This is a genomic window from Sphingopyxis sp. CR5, from assembly GCF_059693785.1.
The window spans coordinates 129891-146215 of the sequence record NZ_JCATIE010000003.1 but is presented as its reverse complement, the minus strand read 5'-3'; the positions used below and the strand labels follow the sequence as shown (position 1 = coordinate 146215).

The 16325-nt window shown below is 65.8% G+C and carries 17 protein-coding genes and 1 riboswitch; of the genes, 7 read left to right on the top strand and 10 right to left on the bottom strand.

All coding sequences use genetic code 11. From position 1 onward, the window contains the following. Window positions 1-79: 79 nt before the first annotated feature. From AC58D2_RS05605 to AC58D2_RS05585, 5 genes are all read right to left on the bottom strand, one after another. Window positions 80-985, bottom strand: a complete 906-nt coding sequence (locus AC58D2_RS05605; protein WP_497388135.1) for a sulfite exporter TauE/SafE family protein — start codon at window positions 983-985, stop codon at window positions 80-82. Continuing rightward, window positions 985-3609, bottom strand: a complete 2625-nt coding sequence (gene metH / locus AC58D2_RS05600) for a methionine synthase (protein WP_497388133.1) — start codon at window positions 3607-3609, stop codon at window positions 985-987. The genes AC58D2_RS05605 and metH overlap by 1 nt, the downstream gene beginning before the upstream one ends. A gap of 147 nt (window positions 3610-3756) precedes the next feature. Beyond that, entirely contained in the window at window positions 3757-4806 is a 1050-nt protein-coding gene (locus tag AC58D2_RS05595; RefSeq protein ID WP_497388131.1) for a homocysteine S-methyltransferase family protein, read from the bottom strand. Further along, entirely contained in the window at window positions 4803-5741 is a 939-nt protein-coding gene (gene metF, locus AC58D2_RS05590; protein WP_497388129.1) for a methylenetetrahydrofolate reductase [NAD(P)H], read from the bottom strand. The genes AC58D2_RS05595 and metF overlap by 4 nt, the downstream gene beginning before the upstream one ends. Further along, entirely contained in the window at window positions 5738-6730 is a 993-nt protein-coding gene (locus AC58D2_RS05585; RefSeq protein WP_497388127.1) for an ArsR/SmtB family transcription factor, read from the bottom strand. Before AC58D2_RS05585 ends, metF begins: the two co-directional genes overlap by 4 nt. A gap of 237 nt (window positions 6731-6967) precedes the next feature. Between AC58D2_RS05585 and AC58D2_RS05580 the strand changes: the two genes are divergently transcribed. From AC58D2_RS05580 to AC58D2_RS05565, 4 genes are all read left to right on the top strand, one after another. Beyond that, window positions 6968-7285, top strand: a complete 318-nt coding sequence (locus AC58D2_RS05580; RefSeq protein WP_497388125.1) for a hypothetical protein — start codon at window positions 6968-6970, stop codon at window positions 7283-7285. Between the two features lie 193 nt (window positions 7286-7478). Next, window positions 7479-7772 carry an entericidin EcnAB gene (locus AC58D2_RS05575; protein ID WP_497388123.1) on the top strand — a complete coding sequence of 98 codons (294 nt, stop codon included), beginning with the start codon at window positions 7479-7481 and terminating at the stop codon, window positions 7770-7772. A 72-nt stretch (window positions 7773-7844) separates the two neighbouring features. Continuing rightward, complete coding sequence (locus AC58D2_RS05570; protein WP_497388121.1) at window positions 7845-8075, top strand: hypothetical protein; 231 nt, start codon at window positions 7845-7847, stop codon at window positions 8073-8075. Window positions 8076-8117: 42 nt separating this feature from the next. Continuing rightward, a riboswitch (ZMP/ZTP riboswitch) is annotated at window positions 8118-8209 on the top strand. Between the two features lie 22 nt (window positions 8210-8231). Beyond that, window positions 8232-8909 (top strand): DJ-1/PfpI family protein, encoded by a 678-nt coding sequence (locus AC58D2_RS05565; RefSeq protein WP_497388119.1) that lies wholly within the window; start codon window positions 8232-8234, stop codon window positions 8907-8909. 5 nt (window positions 8910-8914) lie between these two features. Here AC58D2_RS05565 and AC58D2_RS05560 read toward each other — a convergent pair whose 3' ends face one another. The 4 genes from AC58D2_RS05560 to AC58D2_RS05545 all read right to left on the bottom strand — a co-directional run bounded on the left by AC58D2_RS05560 (window position 8915) and on the right by AC58D2_RS05545 (window position 13392). Continuing rightward, complete coding sequence (locus AC58D2_RS05560) at window positions 8915-9703, bottom strand: glutaminyl-peptide cyclotransferase (RefSeq protein ID WP_497388117.1); 789 nt, start codon at window positions 9701-9703, stop codon at window positions 8915-8917. Between the two features lie 117 nt (window positions 9704-9820). Then, window positions 9821-11467: a chaperonin GroEL gene (gene groL, locus AC58D2_RS05555; RefSeq protein ID WP_497388115.1), complete on the bottom strand. Its 1647-nt coding sequence runs from the start codon at window positions 11465-11467 to the stop codon at window positions 9821-9823. A 63-nt stretch (window positions 11468-11530) separates the two neighbouring features. After that, a complete protein-coding gene (gene groES / locus AC58D2_RS05550) occupies window positions 11531-11818 on the bottom strand; it encodes a co-chaperone GroES (protein ID WP_497388113.1) in 288 nt (95 codons plus the stop codon). A gap of 176 nt (window positions 11819-11994) precedes the next feature. Further along, entirely contained in the window at window positions 11995-13392 is a 1398-nt protein-coding gene (locus AC58D2_RS05545) for an MATE family efflux transporter (protein ID WP_497388110.1), read from the bottom strand. Window positions 13393-13593: 201 nt separating this feature from the next. On the opposite strand from AC58D2_RS05545, the gene AC58D2_RS05540 reads away from it, so the two are divergent. After that, the gene (locus tag AC58D2_RS05540; protein WP_497388576.1) at window positions 13594-14010 is read left to right on the top strand and encodes a cupin domain-containing protein; all 417 of its coding nucleotides are present in this window, start codon (window positions 13594-13596) and stop codon (window positions 14008-14010) included. Here AC58D2_RS05540 and AC58D2_RS05535 read toward each other — a convergent pair. Next, on the bottom strand, window positions 14007-14687 hold the full coding sequence (locus AC58D2_RS05535) for a Pycsar system effector family protein (protein WP_497388108.1): 681 nt from the start codon (window positions 14685-14687) through the stop codon (window positions 14007-14009). The two genes, AC58D2_RS05540 and AC58D2_RS05535, sit on opposite strands and share 4 nt — an antisense overlap. Window positions 14688-14723: 36 nt before the next feature. Here AC58D2_RS05535 and AC58D2_RS05530 point away from each other — a divergent pair, with 36 nt between their 5' ends. Together AC58D2_RS05530 and spt are read left to right on the top strand one after the other, a co-directional pair. Continuing rightward, complete coding sequence (locus AC58D2_RS05530; RefSeq protein ID WP_497388106.1) at window positions 14724-14960, top strand: acyl carrier protein; 237 nt, start codon at window positions 14724-14726, stop codon at window positions 14958-14960. A 138-nt stretch (window positions 14961-15098) separates the two neighbouring features. Beyond that, window positions 15099-16301, top strand: coding sequence for a serine palmitoyltransferase (gene spt / locus AC58D2_RS05525; RefSeq protein ID WP_497388104.1), 1203 nt, complete (start codon window positions 15099-15101; stop codon window positions 16299-16301). The last annotated feature ends 24 nt before the right edge of the window (window positions 16302-16325 follow it).

Genomic DNA, 16325 nt, shown 5'->3' with positions numbered 1-16325 from the left:
GGATCGTGCGGTCCCAGTCGCTGACGAAGCTGGTTAACCGCAGCGCCGTCTCTTTATCGGACAGCGCCGGCACCGGGCGTTAATGCCAGTTCAGCAGAATGAGATAGAGGCTGGACCCGACGATCCAGAGGCCATCGAGCGTCTTCAATCGCAAGCTGCCGAGCCAGAGCGCGATCGGGCGCGCGAGATAGCCGCCGGCGAGGGCGCCCGGCCCGGCGAGCAACACCACCTCCCACGGCACGGTGCCGGCATCGATGTGCCAGACCGAGCCCGCGAGGACGCTGACCGCCGAGATGACGCAGGCGGTGCCGGTACTCAGCAACACCGGATAGTGGCGCGTGAAGAGATATAGCGCGACGAGTTCGCCGACCCCGACCGAAAAGAAGGCCGTGACGAACCCGCCGGGAACGGCCAGAAACGCCAGCACGGCAAGATCGGCCCGGGCCAGTCGCGTGCGTTCGGGCGCAGCACGGTTGATCGTCCACGTGGCGATCAGCAGCGCGCTGCCGAACAGGATCGAAAATCCCTTGAACCCCAGCAACACCCGGTGCGGGTCGAAGGCCGCCATGCGCTGGGTCGCGAGCATGACGGGCACCGCGATCGCAAGCACCACGACGCAGATGCGCGCATAGTCGCGCCCGTCGACGCGGGGATGCGCGGGATCGGCGGGCTGGCAAAGCAGCCGGTCGGTCCAGCGCGCTGCGCCCATCGTCATGCCGAAGCACTGGATCAGGAAGCTCGCTGCGGCGACCTGAACCGGCGCCAGGTCGAGGATGCCCCATTCGCGAAAGATGCTGAACACCGGGATGAAAACCACCCCGCCGCCGGTGCCCGACGTGTTCGCGATCACCGCCCCCATCACCCCGACCAGCGGAAGGAAGAACAGCGCACGAACCAGCGCCCAGTCGACCGGGGCAAACAGCAGGATCGCGGCCCAGATCAGGGCTGCGTTGGCGAGCCCGATCCACGGCAGACTGCGGCGCATCAATCGAGGTTGGGCCGCAGCCAGCGCGTTGCCGTTTCCACATCCACCCCCCGCCTGGCCGCATAGTCGGTGAGCTGATCCTCGCCGATGCGCGCGACGCCGAAATAGCTAGCGTCGGGATGGCCGAAGTAGAAGCCCGAAACCGCCGCGGTCGGCAGCATCGCGAAACTTTCGGTCAGGGTCGCACCCGACGTCCGACCGGCATCGAGCAGGTCGAACAGGATCGGTTTCAGGCTGTGGTCGGGGCATGCGGGATAGCCGGGCGCCGGACGAATCCCGCGATACTCCTCCTTGATGATCGCCTCGGGCGTCAGTTGCTCGCCGGGCGCATAGCCCCACAGATCGGTCCGGACGAGCGCGTGAAGCCTCTCGGCAAAGGCCTCGGCAAAACGGTCGGCGAGCGCCTTTAGCAGGATGTCGCTGTAATCGTCGTGCGCGGCCTTGAAGCGCGCGAGATGCGGTTCGATGCCGTGAATCGCCACCGAAAAGCCGCCGATCCAGTCGCCGTCGTGGCTGACGAAATCGGCAAGGCACATATTCGGCCGGCCTTCGCGCTTGGCGATCTGCTGCCGCAGGAAGGGAAGGCGGACATGCCGCTCGTCCTCCTCGATATGGACGATCACGTCGTCGCCCTCGCGCCGGCATGGCCACAATGCCGCGACACCCCGCGCCTTCAACCAGCCTTCGCCGACGATCTTCGCCAGCATCGCCTGGGCGTCGGCAAAAAGATTGCGTGCGCTTTCGCCGACGACCGTGTCGTCGAGGATCGCGGGATAGACGCCGGCGAGTTCCCACGCGCGAAAGAAGGGCGTCCAGTCGAACCAGTCGACGAGATCGGCGAGGTCCCAGTCGTCGAACACATGAATGCCGGGCTTTTCGGGCGGGAAGGGCCGGATATGTTCGTCGATGGCAAAGCCGTTGTCGCGCGCGTCGGCGATCGGCACCAACGCACTCTGCCCCTTGTTCGCGCGCACATCGCGGATATGCGCGTAGTCCTTCTTGTAGCCGCCGACGAAGGCGTCGCGCCCGGTGGTGCTGACGAGCGAGGTGGCGACGCCGACCGCGCGGCTCGCGTCGAGGACGTGGAGCACCGGCCCCGAATAGGCGGGGTCGATGCGCAGCGCGGTATGAACCTTCGAGGTCGTCGCGCCGCCGATCAGCAGCGGCATGGTCATGCCCGCACGCTGCATCTCTTCGGCCACCGTCACCATCTCGTCGAGCGAGGGGGTGATCAGGCCCGACAGGCCGATCATGTCGGCGTCATTCTCGTTCGCCGCCTCGAGGATCTTCGACCAGGGCACCATGACGCCCAGATCGACGATCTCGAAGCCGTTGCACTGAAGAACGACCCCGACGATATTCTTTCCGATATCGTGGACGTCGCCCTTCACGGTCGCCATCACGACCTTGCCCTTGCCTTTCGCGCCGGGCTCCTTCGCCGCCTCGATAAAGGGGAGAAGGTGCGCGACCGCCTTTTTCATCACCCGTGCCGATTTGACGACCTGTGGCAGGAACATCTTGCCCGACCCGAACAGGTCGCCGACGACGTTCATCCCGTCCATCAGCGGCCCTTCGATCACCTCGATCGGACGGTCCATCAACAGCCGCATTTCTTCGGTATCGTCGACGACATGCGCGTCGATCCCCTTGACCAGCGCATGTTCGAGCCGCTTTTCGACCGGCCAGCCGCGCCATTCCTCGGCGGCCTTTTCCTGGACCGCGTCCTTGCCCTTGTAGCGTTCGGCGAGCGCGATCAGCCGCTCGGTCGGCGATTCGGCTTCGCCCGCGACCTTGCGGTTGAGGATGACATCCTCGCAGGCGGTGCGCAGTTCGGGGTCGATCGTGTCATAGACGTCGAGCTGGCCCGCGTTGACGATCGCCATGTCGAGCCCGGCGGGGATCGCATGATAGAGGAAGACGCTGTGCATCGCGCGGCGCACCGTCTCGTTGCCGCGAAAGCCGAACGACAGGTTCGACAATCCGCCCGAAAAATGGGCGTGCGGGCAGCGAAGGCGGATTTCCTTCACCGCCTCTATGAAATCGACGGCATAATTGTCATGTTCCTCGAGCCCGGTCGCGACCGCGAAGATATTGGGGTCGAAGATGATGTCCTCGGGCGGGAAACCGATACCGGTGAGCAGCTTGTAGGCGCGCTCGCAGATTTCGATCTTGCGCTCCCTGGTGTCGGCCTGTCCCACCTCGTCGAACGCCATCACGACCACCGCGGCGCCATAGGACAGGCATTTGCGCGCGTGATCGAGGAAGGCCTCCTCCCCCTCCTTCATGCTGATCGAGTTGACGATCGGCTTGCCGGGAACGCATTTCAGACCGGCCTCGATCACGTCCCATTTCGACGAATCGATCATCACCGGCACGCGCGCGATGTCGGGTTCGGCGGCGATCAGCTTCAGGAAAGTGGTCATCGCACGCTCGGCATCGAGCAGCCCTTCATCCATGTTCACGTCGATGACCTGCGCGCCATTTTCGACCTGCTGGCGCGCGACCTCGACCGCGGCGGTGAAATCGTCGGCGAGGATCAGCCGCTTGAAGGCGGCCGAGCCGGTGACATTGGTGCGCTCGCCGATGTTGACGAAGCTCGAGGAAGAGAGGGTTGTTTCGGTCATTGTCTTCTTTTCAAGCCCCTCCCCTTCAGGGGAGGGGTTGGGGTGGGGTCGCGAGGTTGCGGAGGCTTCGATGCCCACCCCCGCTGCGACTAGCCGGCAAGCCGGCAAGTCTCGCTGCCCCTCCCCTGAAGGGGAGGGGTGTATTGGTCACGCCGCCATCGTGAAGGGCTCCAGCCCCGCCAGCCGCGTGCGCACCGCCACGTCGGGAATATGGCGCGCGGGCAGGCCCTCGATCGCCTTTGCCATCGCGGCGATATGCGCGGGTGTCGATCCGCAACAGCCGCCGAGGATGTTGACCTGCCCATGTTCGGCCCACTCGCGCACCAGCCCCGCGGTCGTGTCGGGCAGTTCGTCATATTCGCCGAGTTCGTTGGGCAGCCCCGCGTTCGGATAGACCATCACCAGCGTATCGGCGAGATCGGAGAGCACGCGCACATGCGGGCGAAGCTGCGCCGCGCCGAACGAGCAGTTGAGCCCGACCGTCAGCGGCTTCGCGTGGCGCACCGCATACCAGAACGCTTCGACCGTGTGGCCCGACAGGTTGCGTCCCGACAGGTCGGTGAGTGTCATCGAGATCATCAGCGGCAGCTCACGCCCGACCTTCGCCTCGGCCTCGAGCGTCGCGGCGATCCCCGCCTTGGCATTGAGCGTGTCGAAGATCGTTTCGATCAGGATGAAGTCGGCGCCGCCTTCGGCCAGCGCCACCACCTGTTCGCGATAGACGTCCTTCAGTTCGTCGAAATCGATCTCTCGATAGCCGGGATTGTTGACGTCGGGCGATAGCGAGAGCGTCTTGTTCGTCGGCCCGACCGCGCCGGCGACGAAACGCCGCCGGCCGTCCCGCGCGGCGAATGCGTCGGCGGCCTTGCGGCCCAGCCTCGCGCTTTCATGGTTGATGTCGGCGACAAGCGCCTCGGCCCCATAATCGGCCTGGCTGATCCGGTTGGCGCTGAACGTATTGGTCGAGACGATGTCCGACCCCGCCGCCAGATAGGCCTCGCCGATTTCGCTCACGATATCCTGCCGCGTCAGCGCAAGAATGTCGTTGTTGCCCTTCTGGTCGTGCGACAGGCCAAGCGAGCCCGCATAGTCGGCTTCGCCGAGCTTGCGGAGCTGGATTTGCGTCCCCCAGCCGCCGTCGGTGAGCAGGATGCGCTCCCTTGCTGCCGCCATCAAAGCGTTGCGCGCGCTGGTCATGCTGCCTGGTCCTTTGCCGATGCAACCGGCCGCATCCCTAGCAAATGGCATATCGCATAGCTGAGTTCGGCCCGGTTGAGCGTGTAGAAATGGAAGTCGCGCACCCCGCCCGCGTAAAGGCGCCGGCTGAGTTCGGCCGCGATCGTCGCCGCGACAAGCTGGCGCGCCGCGGGGTGGTCGTCGAGCCCGTCGAAGAGCGAAACCATCCACGCCGGGATCGCGGTGCCGCACATGTCGGCCATGCGCTTCGTCTGCGACACGTTCGTCACCGGCAGGATACCGGGAATGATCGGCGCGGCGATGCCCGCCGCCGCCGCCGCATCGCGAAAGCGCAGGAAGGCGTCGGGCGAAAAGAAGAATTGCGTAATCGCCCGCGTCGCGCCGGCGTCCAGCTTGCGCTTGAGATTGTCGAGGTCGGCCTGGGGACAGTCCGAATCGGGATGCACCTCGGGATAGGCGGCCACCGAAAGCTCGAACGGGGCGATTCGGGCGAGGCCCGCCACAAGCTCGGCGGCATTGGCATAGCCATCGGGGTGGGCGTGATAGGGCGCACCGCCGGGCACGTCGCCGCGCAGCGCGACGATATGGCGCACCCCGGCGTCCCAATAGGCGCGCGCGACGTCTTCGATCTCCGCGCGCGAGGCTTCGACGCATGTCAGGTGCGCCGCCGCGGGCACGCGGCTTTCCCGGGCGATGCGCGCGACGGTCGCATGCGTCCGCTCGCGCGTCGACCCGCCGGCGCCATAGGTCACCGACACGAAACGCGGGCTCAAAGGCTCGAGCGTGTGGAAGGTGTCCCACAGCTGCGCTTCCATCTTCTCGGTCTTCGGCGGGAAGAATTCGAAGCTGACGCCGATATCGCCTTCGAGATTCGCAAAGAGCGGGGATGCCGCGGCCCGGCGGGCCTCTGCAATGGAGTCCAGATTTGCCGTCATGCCGCAAGCCTCTTACGTGAACCGTCGCCTTCGCGGGCGGCCGGCGATTGATCTTCGTCGCTACGCCGGCGGCCGAGCCACAGCTTCACGGCCAGCGTGCCGCCTTCCAGCGTCTGGGCGGTTTCGAGCAACAGGCCCGCCGAAGCGAACCAGCCGCGGATCTGCGCGTCGGAAAAGCCAAGCCGCGCATGCGCCGCGAGCGCGCGCAACTCCTCATCCTCGTGCGGTGCGAAATCGACCACGAGCAAATGCCCGCCGCCGCGCAGCACGCGCGCGGCTTCGCCGATCGCCCGGTCCGGTTCGTGCGCGAAATGAAGCGCCTGGTGGATGACGATCGTATCGACGCTGGCATCCGCCACCGGCAGGTCCAGGAAATCCCCTTGGACGAGGTCGATCGGCACCGGCTGGTCGGCGAGCTTGGCCCGCGCGATGCGCAGCATGTCAGGGCTGCGATCGAGCGCGGTGATACGGCGCGCCGTGGGTGCGAATATCTCGGCCATGCGGCCCGTTCCCGTGCCGATGTCGAGCAAATGGCCGAGCCGCCGGTTGTGCATCATGGCGAGCATGGCCGCCTCGACTTCGCTTTCGGCGACGTGGCGCGACCGGATCGCGTCCCATTCGGCCGCATGGTCGGCGAAATAGCGTTCGGCGGCCGCGACCCGTTCGGTGCGGACGGCCGCAAGCCGCCGCGCGTCGTGGGCGATCACGCGCGCCTCCCGCACGGAGAAGGGCCAATCTTCGGCGCGCGCCAGGACGTCGCCGACGGGCCCCTCGCGCACGACGCGGAGGAAAACCCAGCTCCCCTCGCGCCGCCGTTCGACCACGCCGGCGTCGACCAGAATACGGACATGGCGCGAAACCCGCGGCTGGCTTTGGTCGAGCACCGCCGCGAGTTCGCCGATCGCGAGCTCCATTTCCCGCAGAAGCGCGACGATTCGCAGCCGCGTCGGATCGGCAAGCGCGCGAAAAATGTCGAGAAGCTCGGTCATGGAAGATGGATATAAAGAATTCTTTATATCGGGTCAACCGGACACACGCCCCCCTTTCCTGCCGTTTGCGCCCCGTCCGTGCAGAGGGTGCGACAAAATGAACCGGCGATTGCCAAAAAGGGCGTTGCACCCGTTTTTGGCAGATTGTAGCTCTAGGGGCGATTGGCACCTTGCCGGGTCGAATGGGTTCGCATCCGCATGCCGGTCGATCAGTTCAATCGAGAGGGGTATTCCCACATGAAGAAGTCGATCACTCTGTCGCTCGTCGTCGCCGCTTCGCTCGGCCTCGCCGCCTGCGGCGAAAAGGCTGCCGACGACACGGCCGCGACCACCGAAGACACCGCGACCGTCGAAGGCGCTGCCGATGGTGCGATGGATGCCGCGGCCGGTGCTGCCGACGCCGCTGGCGATGCGGCTGCCGCTGCCGGCGACGCCGCCGACGCCGCTTCGGCTGGCGACGCCGCGACCGCGCAGGACAAGGCTGCCGAAGCCGCCGGCGCTGCCCAGGAAGCGACCGACGCTGCGAAGGGCGCGATGGAAGAAGCCAAGCAGTAAGCTGCTGCTTCCTGGCGTTCAAGCCACAGGAAAAAGGGGTCGTCGGCACGGTGCCGGCGGCCCTTTTCCATTCTGGAACAAAGGATTGACTCGAAGGCGGGGTCAGCGCGGTTGCCAAGCCCTTCATCCGCAGTTAATCCTTGGTACCCAGTGGCCGGTATAGGGCCACCAAAGGCATTCGAAAGGAATTCATATGCGCAAGTTCATCATCGTCTCGATGGCCGCAGCGGCCTTCAGCCTCGCCGCCTGCTCGGAAAAGGCCCAGCAGGAAACGTCGGAAGCCGCTGACGCCATGGGCAATGACGTCGCCGCCACCGGCGATGCGATGGCCGAAGGCGCTGCCGATGCCGCCGATGCGACGGCTGCGGCCGCCGACGACGCCGGCAATGCCGTCGAAGGCACCGTGAACGCTGCGGGCGACGCCGCTGCTGCGGCCGGCGACAAGATCGAGGAAGAAACGGCCAAGGCCGAAGCCAACGATCAGTAATCGGGTCTTGCGCGCCGCGGCGCGCAACCGGAAACAGGGGGCTTCATTCCGCGTGGGATGGAGCCCCTTTTCATGCGAGTACCAGCGATGACGAGCAACGGGTGGATCATTGCAGCAGGCTCGGCGGCGGCCCTCCTCCTCGCCGCATGCAGCCGGACCGATAACGAGCCCGGCCCCGGCGGCGTGACGGTTAGCGAAGCCAAGGCGCTCGACGAGGCGGCCGAAATGCTCGAAAGTCGGCAGAGCGCGAGAGCGGACGACCCGGCCGAACCCGACGCCGATGGCGCCGGCGCGCCCGAATAGAGTCCTGACTCTGGACCTGGGGCACGCGGCGCGGTAAACACCGCCCTGTCCCGCGACTGGCGCTGCAAGATGGAGCCCCATCGGGGAGCGGGGCCGGCGATCCGCCGCAAAAGCCGTGCGCCTGGGTGATCCACCGCTCCGGAAAGGACCATCCCTATGCCCGACGCCCAGCCGACCCAGATCGTCTTCCTGCTGTTTCCCGGCATCACCCAGCTCGACTTCACCGCGCCCGCCCAAGCGTTGAGCCGCATGCCGGGCGCCAGCCTGGCCGCCGCGGCGGCGCGTGTCGAACCGATCGCGACCGACAGCGGCTTCGCGATTCTGCCGACCCATGATTTCGCAAGCTGCCCCAAGGCCGACATACTGTGCATCCCCGGGGGCCATGGCGTGGCCGAGGCGTTGGGCGATGCCGCGACCATCGACTTCATCGTGGCGCAAGCCGCCGGCGCCAAGTGGGTGACGAGCGTCTGCACAGGCGCTTTCCTGCTCGGCCGCGCGGGGCTGCTCAAGGGCAAGCGCGCGACGACGCATTGGGCCTATACCCATCTGTTGCCCCTCGTCGGTGCGCATCCCGCGTCCGGGCGTGTCGTCGAGGACGGCCACCTCGTCACGAGCGGCGGCGTGACCAGCGGGCTTGATTTCGCGCTGACGCTGATAGCGCGGCTGAAGGGCGATGCGGTGGCGCAGGCCATCCAGCTCGCGATCGAATATGATCCGGCGCCCCCATTTCCCGGCGGCCACCCCGATCGCAGCCCGGCCGAGGTGACCGAAGGCCTGAAATCACGGGTCTATGACGCGGCGGCGGCGCGCATGTCCGATGCGCTGCGTCGCTAGGATCCTTAGCAGCCGGTCAGTGCAATCTCGTAGAGTTTGGGCCAATATTTGCCCGTAACGAACAGCCGCCTGGCCTTGGCGTCCCACGCGATACCGTTCAGCACGCTGTCGGAGCCGGAAACGCCGGCGTCCTGCCTGAGCCCCGTCAGGTCGATGACGGCGCGCACCGCACCGCCGTCGGGATCGATGCGCACGATGGCGTCGGTCATCCAGACATTGGCCCAGATTTCGCCGTCGATCGTTTCAAGCTCGTTGAGCATGGCGAGCGGGCGGTCGGCAAAGGTCACCCCGACTCTCCTGGTCTCGGTCATCGTCGCGGGATCGAAGAAGCGCAGGTCGGGCGTTCCGTCGCTGAGCACCAGCCGGTCGCCGAGCATCGTCACCCCCCACCCTTCGCCCGCATAGCGAAAGCTGCCGAGCGGTTTCAGGTCCCGGAGCCGCCAGCGGTGGCCGATACCGCTGCGCCAGGTGACGCCGATGATCTGCTTGCCCCAGCGCACGATACCCTCGCCGAACTGATCGGCGGGGAGCGGTGTCTGGGCAAGCGCCTTGCCGGTGTCGAGGTCGAGGCGGGCGACGCGCGAGCGTCCATATTGCCCCGTGCCTTCATAAAGATGGCCGTCGTGCCAGAAGAGTCCCTGGGTAAAGCTCGACGCGTCATGTGGATAGCTGTGGACGATCCGGTATCCACAGCGGGCAACGGCGGGCCGGGCCACCGCCGGCGGCGGGTCGACGGGCGCCGTCGTCGCGGCGGGCGCGGCCATGCCGGCGAGGAGGGCCAGGATCAGAGTCATGCCGCCCGCGCTATGCCAGCACAGATGAACAGGCAATGGCCGGTGCGAAAGAAAAGAGGCCGGGGATCGCTCCCCGGCCTCCTGTCGATCGTCGGCCGGAGCCAGACGGACCGGACTTTAGAAGTCCATGCCGCCCATGCCACCCATGCCGCCGCCGCCGCCCATCGGCATCGCGGGCTTGTCTTCGGGCAGCTCGCTCACCGCCGCTTCGGTGGTGATGAGCAGGCCCGCAACCGAAGCCGCATCCTGCAGCGCGGTGCGAACGACCTTGGTCGGGTCGATCACGCCGGCTTTGACCAGATCCTCATACGTATCGGTCGCGGCGTTGAAACCGTGGCTGGTGTCGTCTTGGTCGAACAGCTTGCCAGCGATCACCGCACCGTCGAAGCCAGCGTTTTCGGCGATCTGGCGAACCGGGGCCTGAAGCGCGCGACGGATGATGTCGACGCCGCGGGTCTGGTCTTCATTCTCGCCGGTCAGGCCGTCGAGCGCCTTGGTCGCATAGAGGAGTGCGGTACCGCCACCGGGGACGATGCCTTCCTCGACCGCGGCGCGGGTCGCGTGCAGCGCGTCGTCGACGCGGTCCTTGCGCTCCTTCACCTCGACTTCCGAGGCGCCACCGACCTTGATGACCGCCACGCCGCCCGCGAGCTTCGCGAGACGTTCCTGCAGCTTTTCACGGTCGTAGTCCGACGTCGTGGTTTCGATCTGCGCGCGGATCTGCTCGACGCGACCCTTGATCGCATCGGCTTCGCCGGCACCGTCGACGATGGTCGTGTTGTCCTTGTCGATGGTGACGCGCTTCGCCTGGCCGAGCATGCCGAGCGTGACGCTTTCGAGCTTGATGCCCAGATCTTCGCTGATCATCTCGCCCTTGGTCAGGATCGCGATGTCCTGCAGCATCGCCTTGCGGCGATCGCCGAAGCCCGGCGCCTTCACGGCCGCGACCTTCAGGCCGCCGCGCAGACGGTTCACGACGAGGGTCGCGAGGGCTTCGCCTTCGATATCCTCGGCGATGATCAGGAGCGGGCGACCCGACTGCACCACGGCTTCGAGAATCGGCAGCATCGACTGGAGGTTCGACAGCTTCTTTTCGAAGATCAGGATGTACGGATCGGCCAGCTCGACGAGCATCTTTTCCGGGTTGGTGATGAAATAGGGCGACAGATAGCCGCGGTCGAACTGCATGCCTTCGACGACGTCGAGCTCGAAATCGAGGCCCTTCGCCTCTTCGACGGTGATCACGCCTTCCTTGCCGACCTTTTCCATCGCTTCGGCGATCTTTTCGCCGACTTCACGGTCGCCGTTCGCCGAGATGATGCCGACCTGGGCGATTTCCGACGATCCCGAGACCACCTTCGACTGCGACTTGATCGTCTCGACGACCTTGGTCACCGCGAGGTCGATGCCGCGCTTCAGATCCATCGGGTTCATGCCGGCGGCAACCGACTTCATGCCTTCGCGCACGATCGCCTGGGCGAGAACGGTCGCGGTGGTCGTGCCGTCGCCGGCCTTGTCGTTCGCCTTCGATGCGACTTCGCGCAGCATCTGGGCGCCCATATTCTCGAACTTGTCCTTGAGTTCGATTTCCTTGGCGACGGTGACGCCGTCCTTGGTGATGCGCGGCGCGCCGAAGCTCTTGTCGATCACGACGTTGCGGCCCTTGGGGCCGAGGGTGACTTTTACCGCATCGGCGAGCGTGTCGACGCCCTTCAGGATGCGCTCGCGCGCGTCGCGCGAAAATTTAACGTCCTTGGCAGCCATGTGGATGCTCCTTCAATAAGCGCAGAAAACTGCGCAACTTCACTTTGAATCGACGATCGGGGCTCAGGCGAGGACGCCGAGGATGTCCGATTCCTTCATGATGATCAGCTCTTCGCCGTCGACCTTGACCTCGGTGCCCGACCATTTGCCGAACAGGATGCGGTCGCCGGACTTGACGTCGAGCGGGGTCAGCTTGCCGTCTTCCGCCTTGGTGCCGTTGCCAACGGCGACGACTTCGCCTTCCTGCGGCTTTTCCTTGGCGGTGTCGGGGATGATGATGCCGCCAGCCGTCTTTTCCTCGGCTTCGATACGGCGGACGAGCACACGATCGTGCAGCGGACGAAATTGCATGGATGTCCCTCCAGAAATGCAATGGATGTCACTTTAGCACTCACATGAAGAGAGTGCTAACACGCGGGCATATGGGTCGGGGTCCCCGGAGCGTCAAGCGGCTTGCGAAGATTCTTTTTCGCTATCGGGCGAACCGAAACCGGGCCGCGTCGGTCCGCTCGCCTGGCGGCGGACGATCACCCCGGCAGCAGGCCCAGGCGCTCGCGCATCCGCCAGCGGATCAGCAGCAATCCCGCGACGACGACGAGGCCGACCGCGAGCCCGATCCAGATGCCCACCCCGGCCAGCGGTGTCCAGAAACCGAGGTAGATCGCCGTGCCATAGCCCGCGAGCCAATAGCCACCCACCGCGATGAGCATCGGAACGCGCGTGTCCTGAAGGCCGCGAAGCACGCCCGCCGCGACGGTCTGGGCGCCGTCGAAAAGCTGGAAGGCGGCGGCGACCGCCAGGAACTGCAGCGCATAGCCGACGAGCGCGGCGTTGCGTGCGGCGTCGACGTCGACATAGATGGAAAGGACAAGTCGCGGCGCAAGCCAGATGATCGCCGCCGTCGCGACCATGAACCCGATGCCGAGGATCAGCGACGCCTCGCCGGCGAGCGCGATGCCGCGACGGTCGCGCGCGCCATAGGACAGGCCGACGCGGATCGTCGCCGCCTGCGCGACGCCGAACGGGATCTGGAAGGCGAGCGCCGCGATCTGGAGCGCAAGCGTATGCCCCGCAAGCTGCGCCTCGCCGATCCGCCCCATCAGGAAGGCGGCGCCGGTGAACAGCCCGGCTTCGGCCAGGATGATCAGCCCGATCGGCGTACCGATCCGCAGCATCTCCCAGAAACGCGGCCATTCGGAGCGCCACCAGTTGCCGAACAAATGGTAGCGCCGCAGCCGCCGGTCGGCCTGGATCACGACGACATAGGCGACCAGCATGACGCTGCTCGTGACGACGCTCGACAGCGCCGAGCCGTGCAATCCGAGCGCGGGCATCCCGAGATGACCGAACACCAGCGTCCAGTTCCCGAGCGCATTGACGAACAAGGCCATGAACGTGATCGCGGTCGCGATCGTCGGGCGCCCGAGCGCCGAAACGAAGATGCGCAGCACGCTGGCCGCGATCATCGGAGCCATCCCCCACATCAGGATCAGCAGGAAGCTCGCAGCGTGGCGGGTGATTTCGGGATCCTGGCCGGTCGCCCGCATGATCGGCCCGCCTGCGGCGCAGACGCCCATGAACAGCAAGGAGACGACCAAGCTGAGCCACAGCGCCATGCGGACGGTGCGCCGCACTTCGCGCACCGCATGCTTGCGCCGCCCGAGTTCGGCCGCGACGAGCGGCGCGGCGGCGCCGACGAGTCCGGTCCCCGTCCACAGCAACAGGCCGAAGATCGAGACCCCCAGTGACGAAGCGGCGAGCGGCGCATCGCCGAGCCGGGCGACGAAGATCACGTCGATCGCATGGACCATCATCTGCAACAGGTTCGCCGCCGCCAATGGCCAGGCGAGCGCCAGCGTCGCGCGAAATTCACGGCGCAGTGTAGACGCGGGTTCGCCGGTCAGGGGGGCGGGTTCGGCCAGCATAGCCGGCCCGAATAGGCAAAGCCGCAGGGCTGCGCCACAGCAATTGGCGGCGCGGCGAGGATTTCAGGACGAGGGTAGCAAAATGGCAACAACCCGCGCGCCCGGCCCTATCGCCGGTCCGCCCGATTCCAGTTGCGCGACGCGGCACGGCGCCGCAGACTGGCGCTCCTGTCCAAGCGCCGGAGATCGCCCGTGATTTCGATGCTGTTCCTTGCCGCCGCACCCCTTTCGCCGGAATTCGACGCGGTCGCCGCCGCGCCTGCGAGCCACCGCGTCCTGCTGGAAAACGAGACGGTTCGCGTGCTGCGCGTCGTGGTCGGACCGGGCGAAACCGAACCGGTCCACGACCACCGGTGCCCGAGCGTCATGTATTTCGAGCAGCCACAGCCGATCACGTATACCGAATATGCGCTGAAAGACGGCGCCCTCGTGGCATCGCGAAGCATAGAGGCGCCCGCTCTGACGGCCACGCAGACCATCTGGGCGGAACCAGAAGGCCTGCATTCGGTCGAGAACCGGGGGACAGCGCCCTTCATCGCGGTTCGCGTCGAGTTCAAGCGGGACGGCTGCCTGCCGCCCGCTGCTGCCGAAACGCCGCAAAGCCCGGTGCAGCCCTAGACCAGGCGATCCCATCCGACCGCGAGTTCGACGAGAAAAGCGAGAAAGGTCAGCGTCAGCCCGACCACGAACAGGCGGTAGGCGTAGCCGAGATAGCGATATTTGCGCCGCGCCAGCACGACGCCATTCTGATAGGTGTCGCGCAGCATGGTTTCATATATGTCTTCCTCGGTGCGCGAGCGGGCCTTGACCGCGGCGATGAACGCCTCCTCCGACATCGCGGCGAAATGACCGAAGAAGAGCAGGTTGCTATGCGCGTCGAGGTTTGTCGATCCCGTAGGGAGCGGCCCGAAGCGCGGCATTACCGCGGAGATGGCAAGCACGGCCGACAGGAAGGCGAAGGTCGCGAGGACCGCGAGCGGCACGACCATCGCACCGCTGCGCATCTGTCCCACCGAAATCGTGAAGACGACGAAGGTCGCGCCCATCAGGATCGACGCCTTTTGGTCGGCCATCTGCGACAATTGCATCGTCAGCTGCTGGTTGGTGCGGACCAGATGCACCGCATTGGACGGAAAGCCCGTCGGCGCTGCCCGCATCCCGCTGCCCTGCTGGTCGCCGTCCATAGGTTCCTTCCCGGTTTCGACCCGGCAAGCGATGACATGTTCGGCCGATTGCGGCAAGATGCTGCCCGATTGCCGCCGCATTCGCTTGCCAATCGGGCGACGGCGCGGCATGCCCGCGCGCAGTTTTCATTATAGGGACGCACCCCCATGAGCACCGCCCTCAAAAACCAGATCCACGACCTGATCGCCCCCTTCAACAAGAAGGGCGTCGAGTTGACCGACGCGACGACCTTCGCCGGCGACCTCGAGTGGGACAGCCTGACGGTCATGGATTTCGTTGCCGAGGTCGAAGACACGTTCGACATCATCATCAGCATGAACCAGCAGGCCGAAATCGAAAATGTCGGCCAGTTGATCGCCGCGGTGGAAAAGTTGCAAGGGTAATCACCCTCATCCGTTCGTGCCGAGGAGGGTCTGAGCGAAGTCGAAGACCCCTCTCGAAGCACCCCCCGCGGCCCTTCGAGACGCCATTTCGCCAGGCTCAATGGCTCCTCGGGGCGAACGATGTTTTAGGATTCGAACATGACCGATCTCTTCTCGAAATTCGACCCGCTGATCCAACAGCGCGAAGACTTGCTCGCGACCGGCGTCACCGATCCGTTCAGCCTGGTGATGGAGAAAGTTCTCTCCCCCACCGTCGCGATCTGCAACGGGCGCGAGACGATCCTGCTCGGTACCTATAATTACATGGGCATGACCTTCGACGAGGATGTCATCGCCGCGGGCAAGGACGCGCTCGACCGTTTCGGCAGCGGCACCACCGGCAGCCGCGTGCTCAACGGCACCTATCAGGGACACAAGGAGTGCGAGGAGGCGCTGAAGGCCTTTTACGCCATGGATCATGCCATGGTGTTCTCGACCGGATATCAGGCGAACCTCGGCATCATTTCGACGATCGCGGGCAAGGGCGACTATGTCATCCTCGACATCGACAGCCACGCCTCGATCTATGACGGGTGCAAGATGGGCGACGCCGAGATCGTCGCCTTTCGCCACAACGACATCGAAGCACTCGAAAAGCGGCTGAGGCGCCTGCCAGCCGACGCCGGCAAGCTCGTCGTGCTCGAAGGCGTCTATTCGATGCTCGGCGACGTCGCACCGCTGAAGGAGATGGTCCGCGTCGCCAAGGAGAATGGCGCGATGGTGCTCGTCGACGAAGCGCATTCGATGGGCTTCATCGGCGAGCACGGCCGCGGCGTCGCCGAGGCGCAGGGCGTGATCGACGATGTCGACTTCATCATCGGTACCTTTTCGAAGAGCGTCGGCACCGTCGGTGGATTCTGTGTTTCGAACCATCCGAAGTTCGAGATCATGCGGCTCGTCTGCCGTCCCTATGTCTTCACCGCCTCGCTGCCGCCCAGCGTGGTCGCGACCGCCGCGACGAGCATCCGCAAGCTGATGCACGGGAGCAACAAGCGCGCGCATCTGTGGGAAAATTCCAGGATGCTCCACAAGGGCCTGAAGGACCTGGGCTTCACGCTCGGCACCGACGAGCCGCAGTCGGCGATCATCGCCGTGATCATGCCCGATCTCGAGAAGGGCGCGATGATGTGGGAGGCGCTGCTGGAGGAAGGGCTTTACGTCAACCTCGCACGGCCGCCGGCGACCCCCGCGAACATGACGCTGCTGCGCTGTTCGCTGTGCGCCGAACATTCGTCCGATCAGGTCGGCGAGATCCTGGCGCGCTTCGAACGCGCGGGCGCGCGGGTCGGCATCATCGGCTGAGCCGCTCCGGCTGCCCGACCAGCC

Excerpts from the sequence above, each read along its gene's own strand:
- groES (WP_497388113.1), bottom strand. The coding sequence starts at position 11,818 with ATGCAATTTCGTCCGCTGCACGATCGTGTGCTCGTCCGCCGTATCGAA.
- AC58D2_RS05565 (WP_497388119.1), top strand. The coding sequence starts at position 8,232 with ATGCCCGACGCCCAGCCGACCCAGATCGTCTTCCTGCTGTTTCCCGGC.
- AC58D2_RS05535 (WP_497388108.1), bottom strand. The coding sequence starts at position 14,687 with ATGCCGCGCCGTCGCCCGATTGGCAAGCGAATGCGGCGGCAATCGGGC.
- AC58D2_RS05580 (WP_497388125.1), top strand. The coding sequence starts at position 6,968 with ATGAAGAAGTCGATCACTCTGTCGCTCGTCGTCGCCGCTTCGCTCGGC.
- metF (WP_497388129.1), bottom strand. The coding sequence starts at position 5,741 with ATGACGGCAAATCTGGACTCCATTGCAGAGGCCCGCCGGGCCGCGGCA.
- metH (WP_497388133.1), bottom strand. The coding sequence starts at position 3,609 with ATGACCGAAACAACCCTCTCTTCCTCGAGCTTCGTCAACATCGGCGAG.
- AC58D2_RS05560 (WP_497388117.1), bottom strand. The coding sequence starts at position 9,703 with ATGACTCTGATCCTGGCCCTCCTCGCCGGCATGGCCGCGCCCGCCGCG.
- AC58D2_RS05595 (WP_497388131.1), bottom strand. The coding sequence starts at position 4,806 with ATGACCAGCGCGCGCAACGCTTTGATGGCGGCAGCAAGGGAGCGCATC.
- AC58D2_RS05540 (WP_497388576.1), top strand. The coding sequence starts at position 13,594 with ATGCTGTTCCTTGCCGCCGCACCCCTTTCGCCGGAATTCGACGCGGTC.
- AC58D2_RS05605 (WP_497388135.1), bottom strand. The coding sequence starts at position 985 with ATGCGCCGCAGTCTGCCGTGGATCGGGCTCGCCAACGCAGCCCTGATC.
- AC58D2_RS05545 (WP_497388110.1), bottom strand. The coding sequence starts at position 13,392 with ATGCTGGCCGAACCCGCCCCCCTGACCGGCGAACCCGCGTCTACACTG.
- spt (WP_497388104.1), top strand. The coding sequence starts at position 15,099 with ATGACCGATCTCTTCTCGAAATTCGACCCGCTGATCCAACAGCGCGAA.
- AC58D2_RS05530 (WP_497388106.1), top strand. The coding sequence starts at position 14,724 with ATGAGCACCGCCCTCAAAAACCAGATCCACGACCTGATCGCCCCCTTC.
- AC58D2_RS05570 (WP_497388121.1), top strand. The coding sequence starts at position 7,845 with ATGCGAGTACCAGCGATGACGAGCAACGGGTGGATCATTGCAGCAGGC.
- groL (WP_497388115.1), bottom strand. The coding sequence starts at position 11,467 with ATGGCTGCCAAGGACGTTAAATTTTCGCGCGACGCGCGCGAGCGCATC.
- AC58D2_RS05585 (WP_497388127.1), bottom strand. The coding sequence starts at position 6,730 with ATGACCGAGCTTCTCGACATTTTTCGCGCGCTTGCCGATCCGACGCGG.
- AC58D2_RS05575 (WP_497388123.1), top strand. The coding sequence starts at position 7,479 with ATGCGCAAGTTCATCATCGTCTCGATGGCCGCAGCGGCCTTCAGCCTC.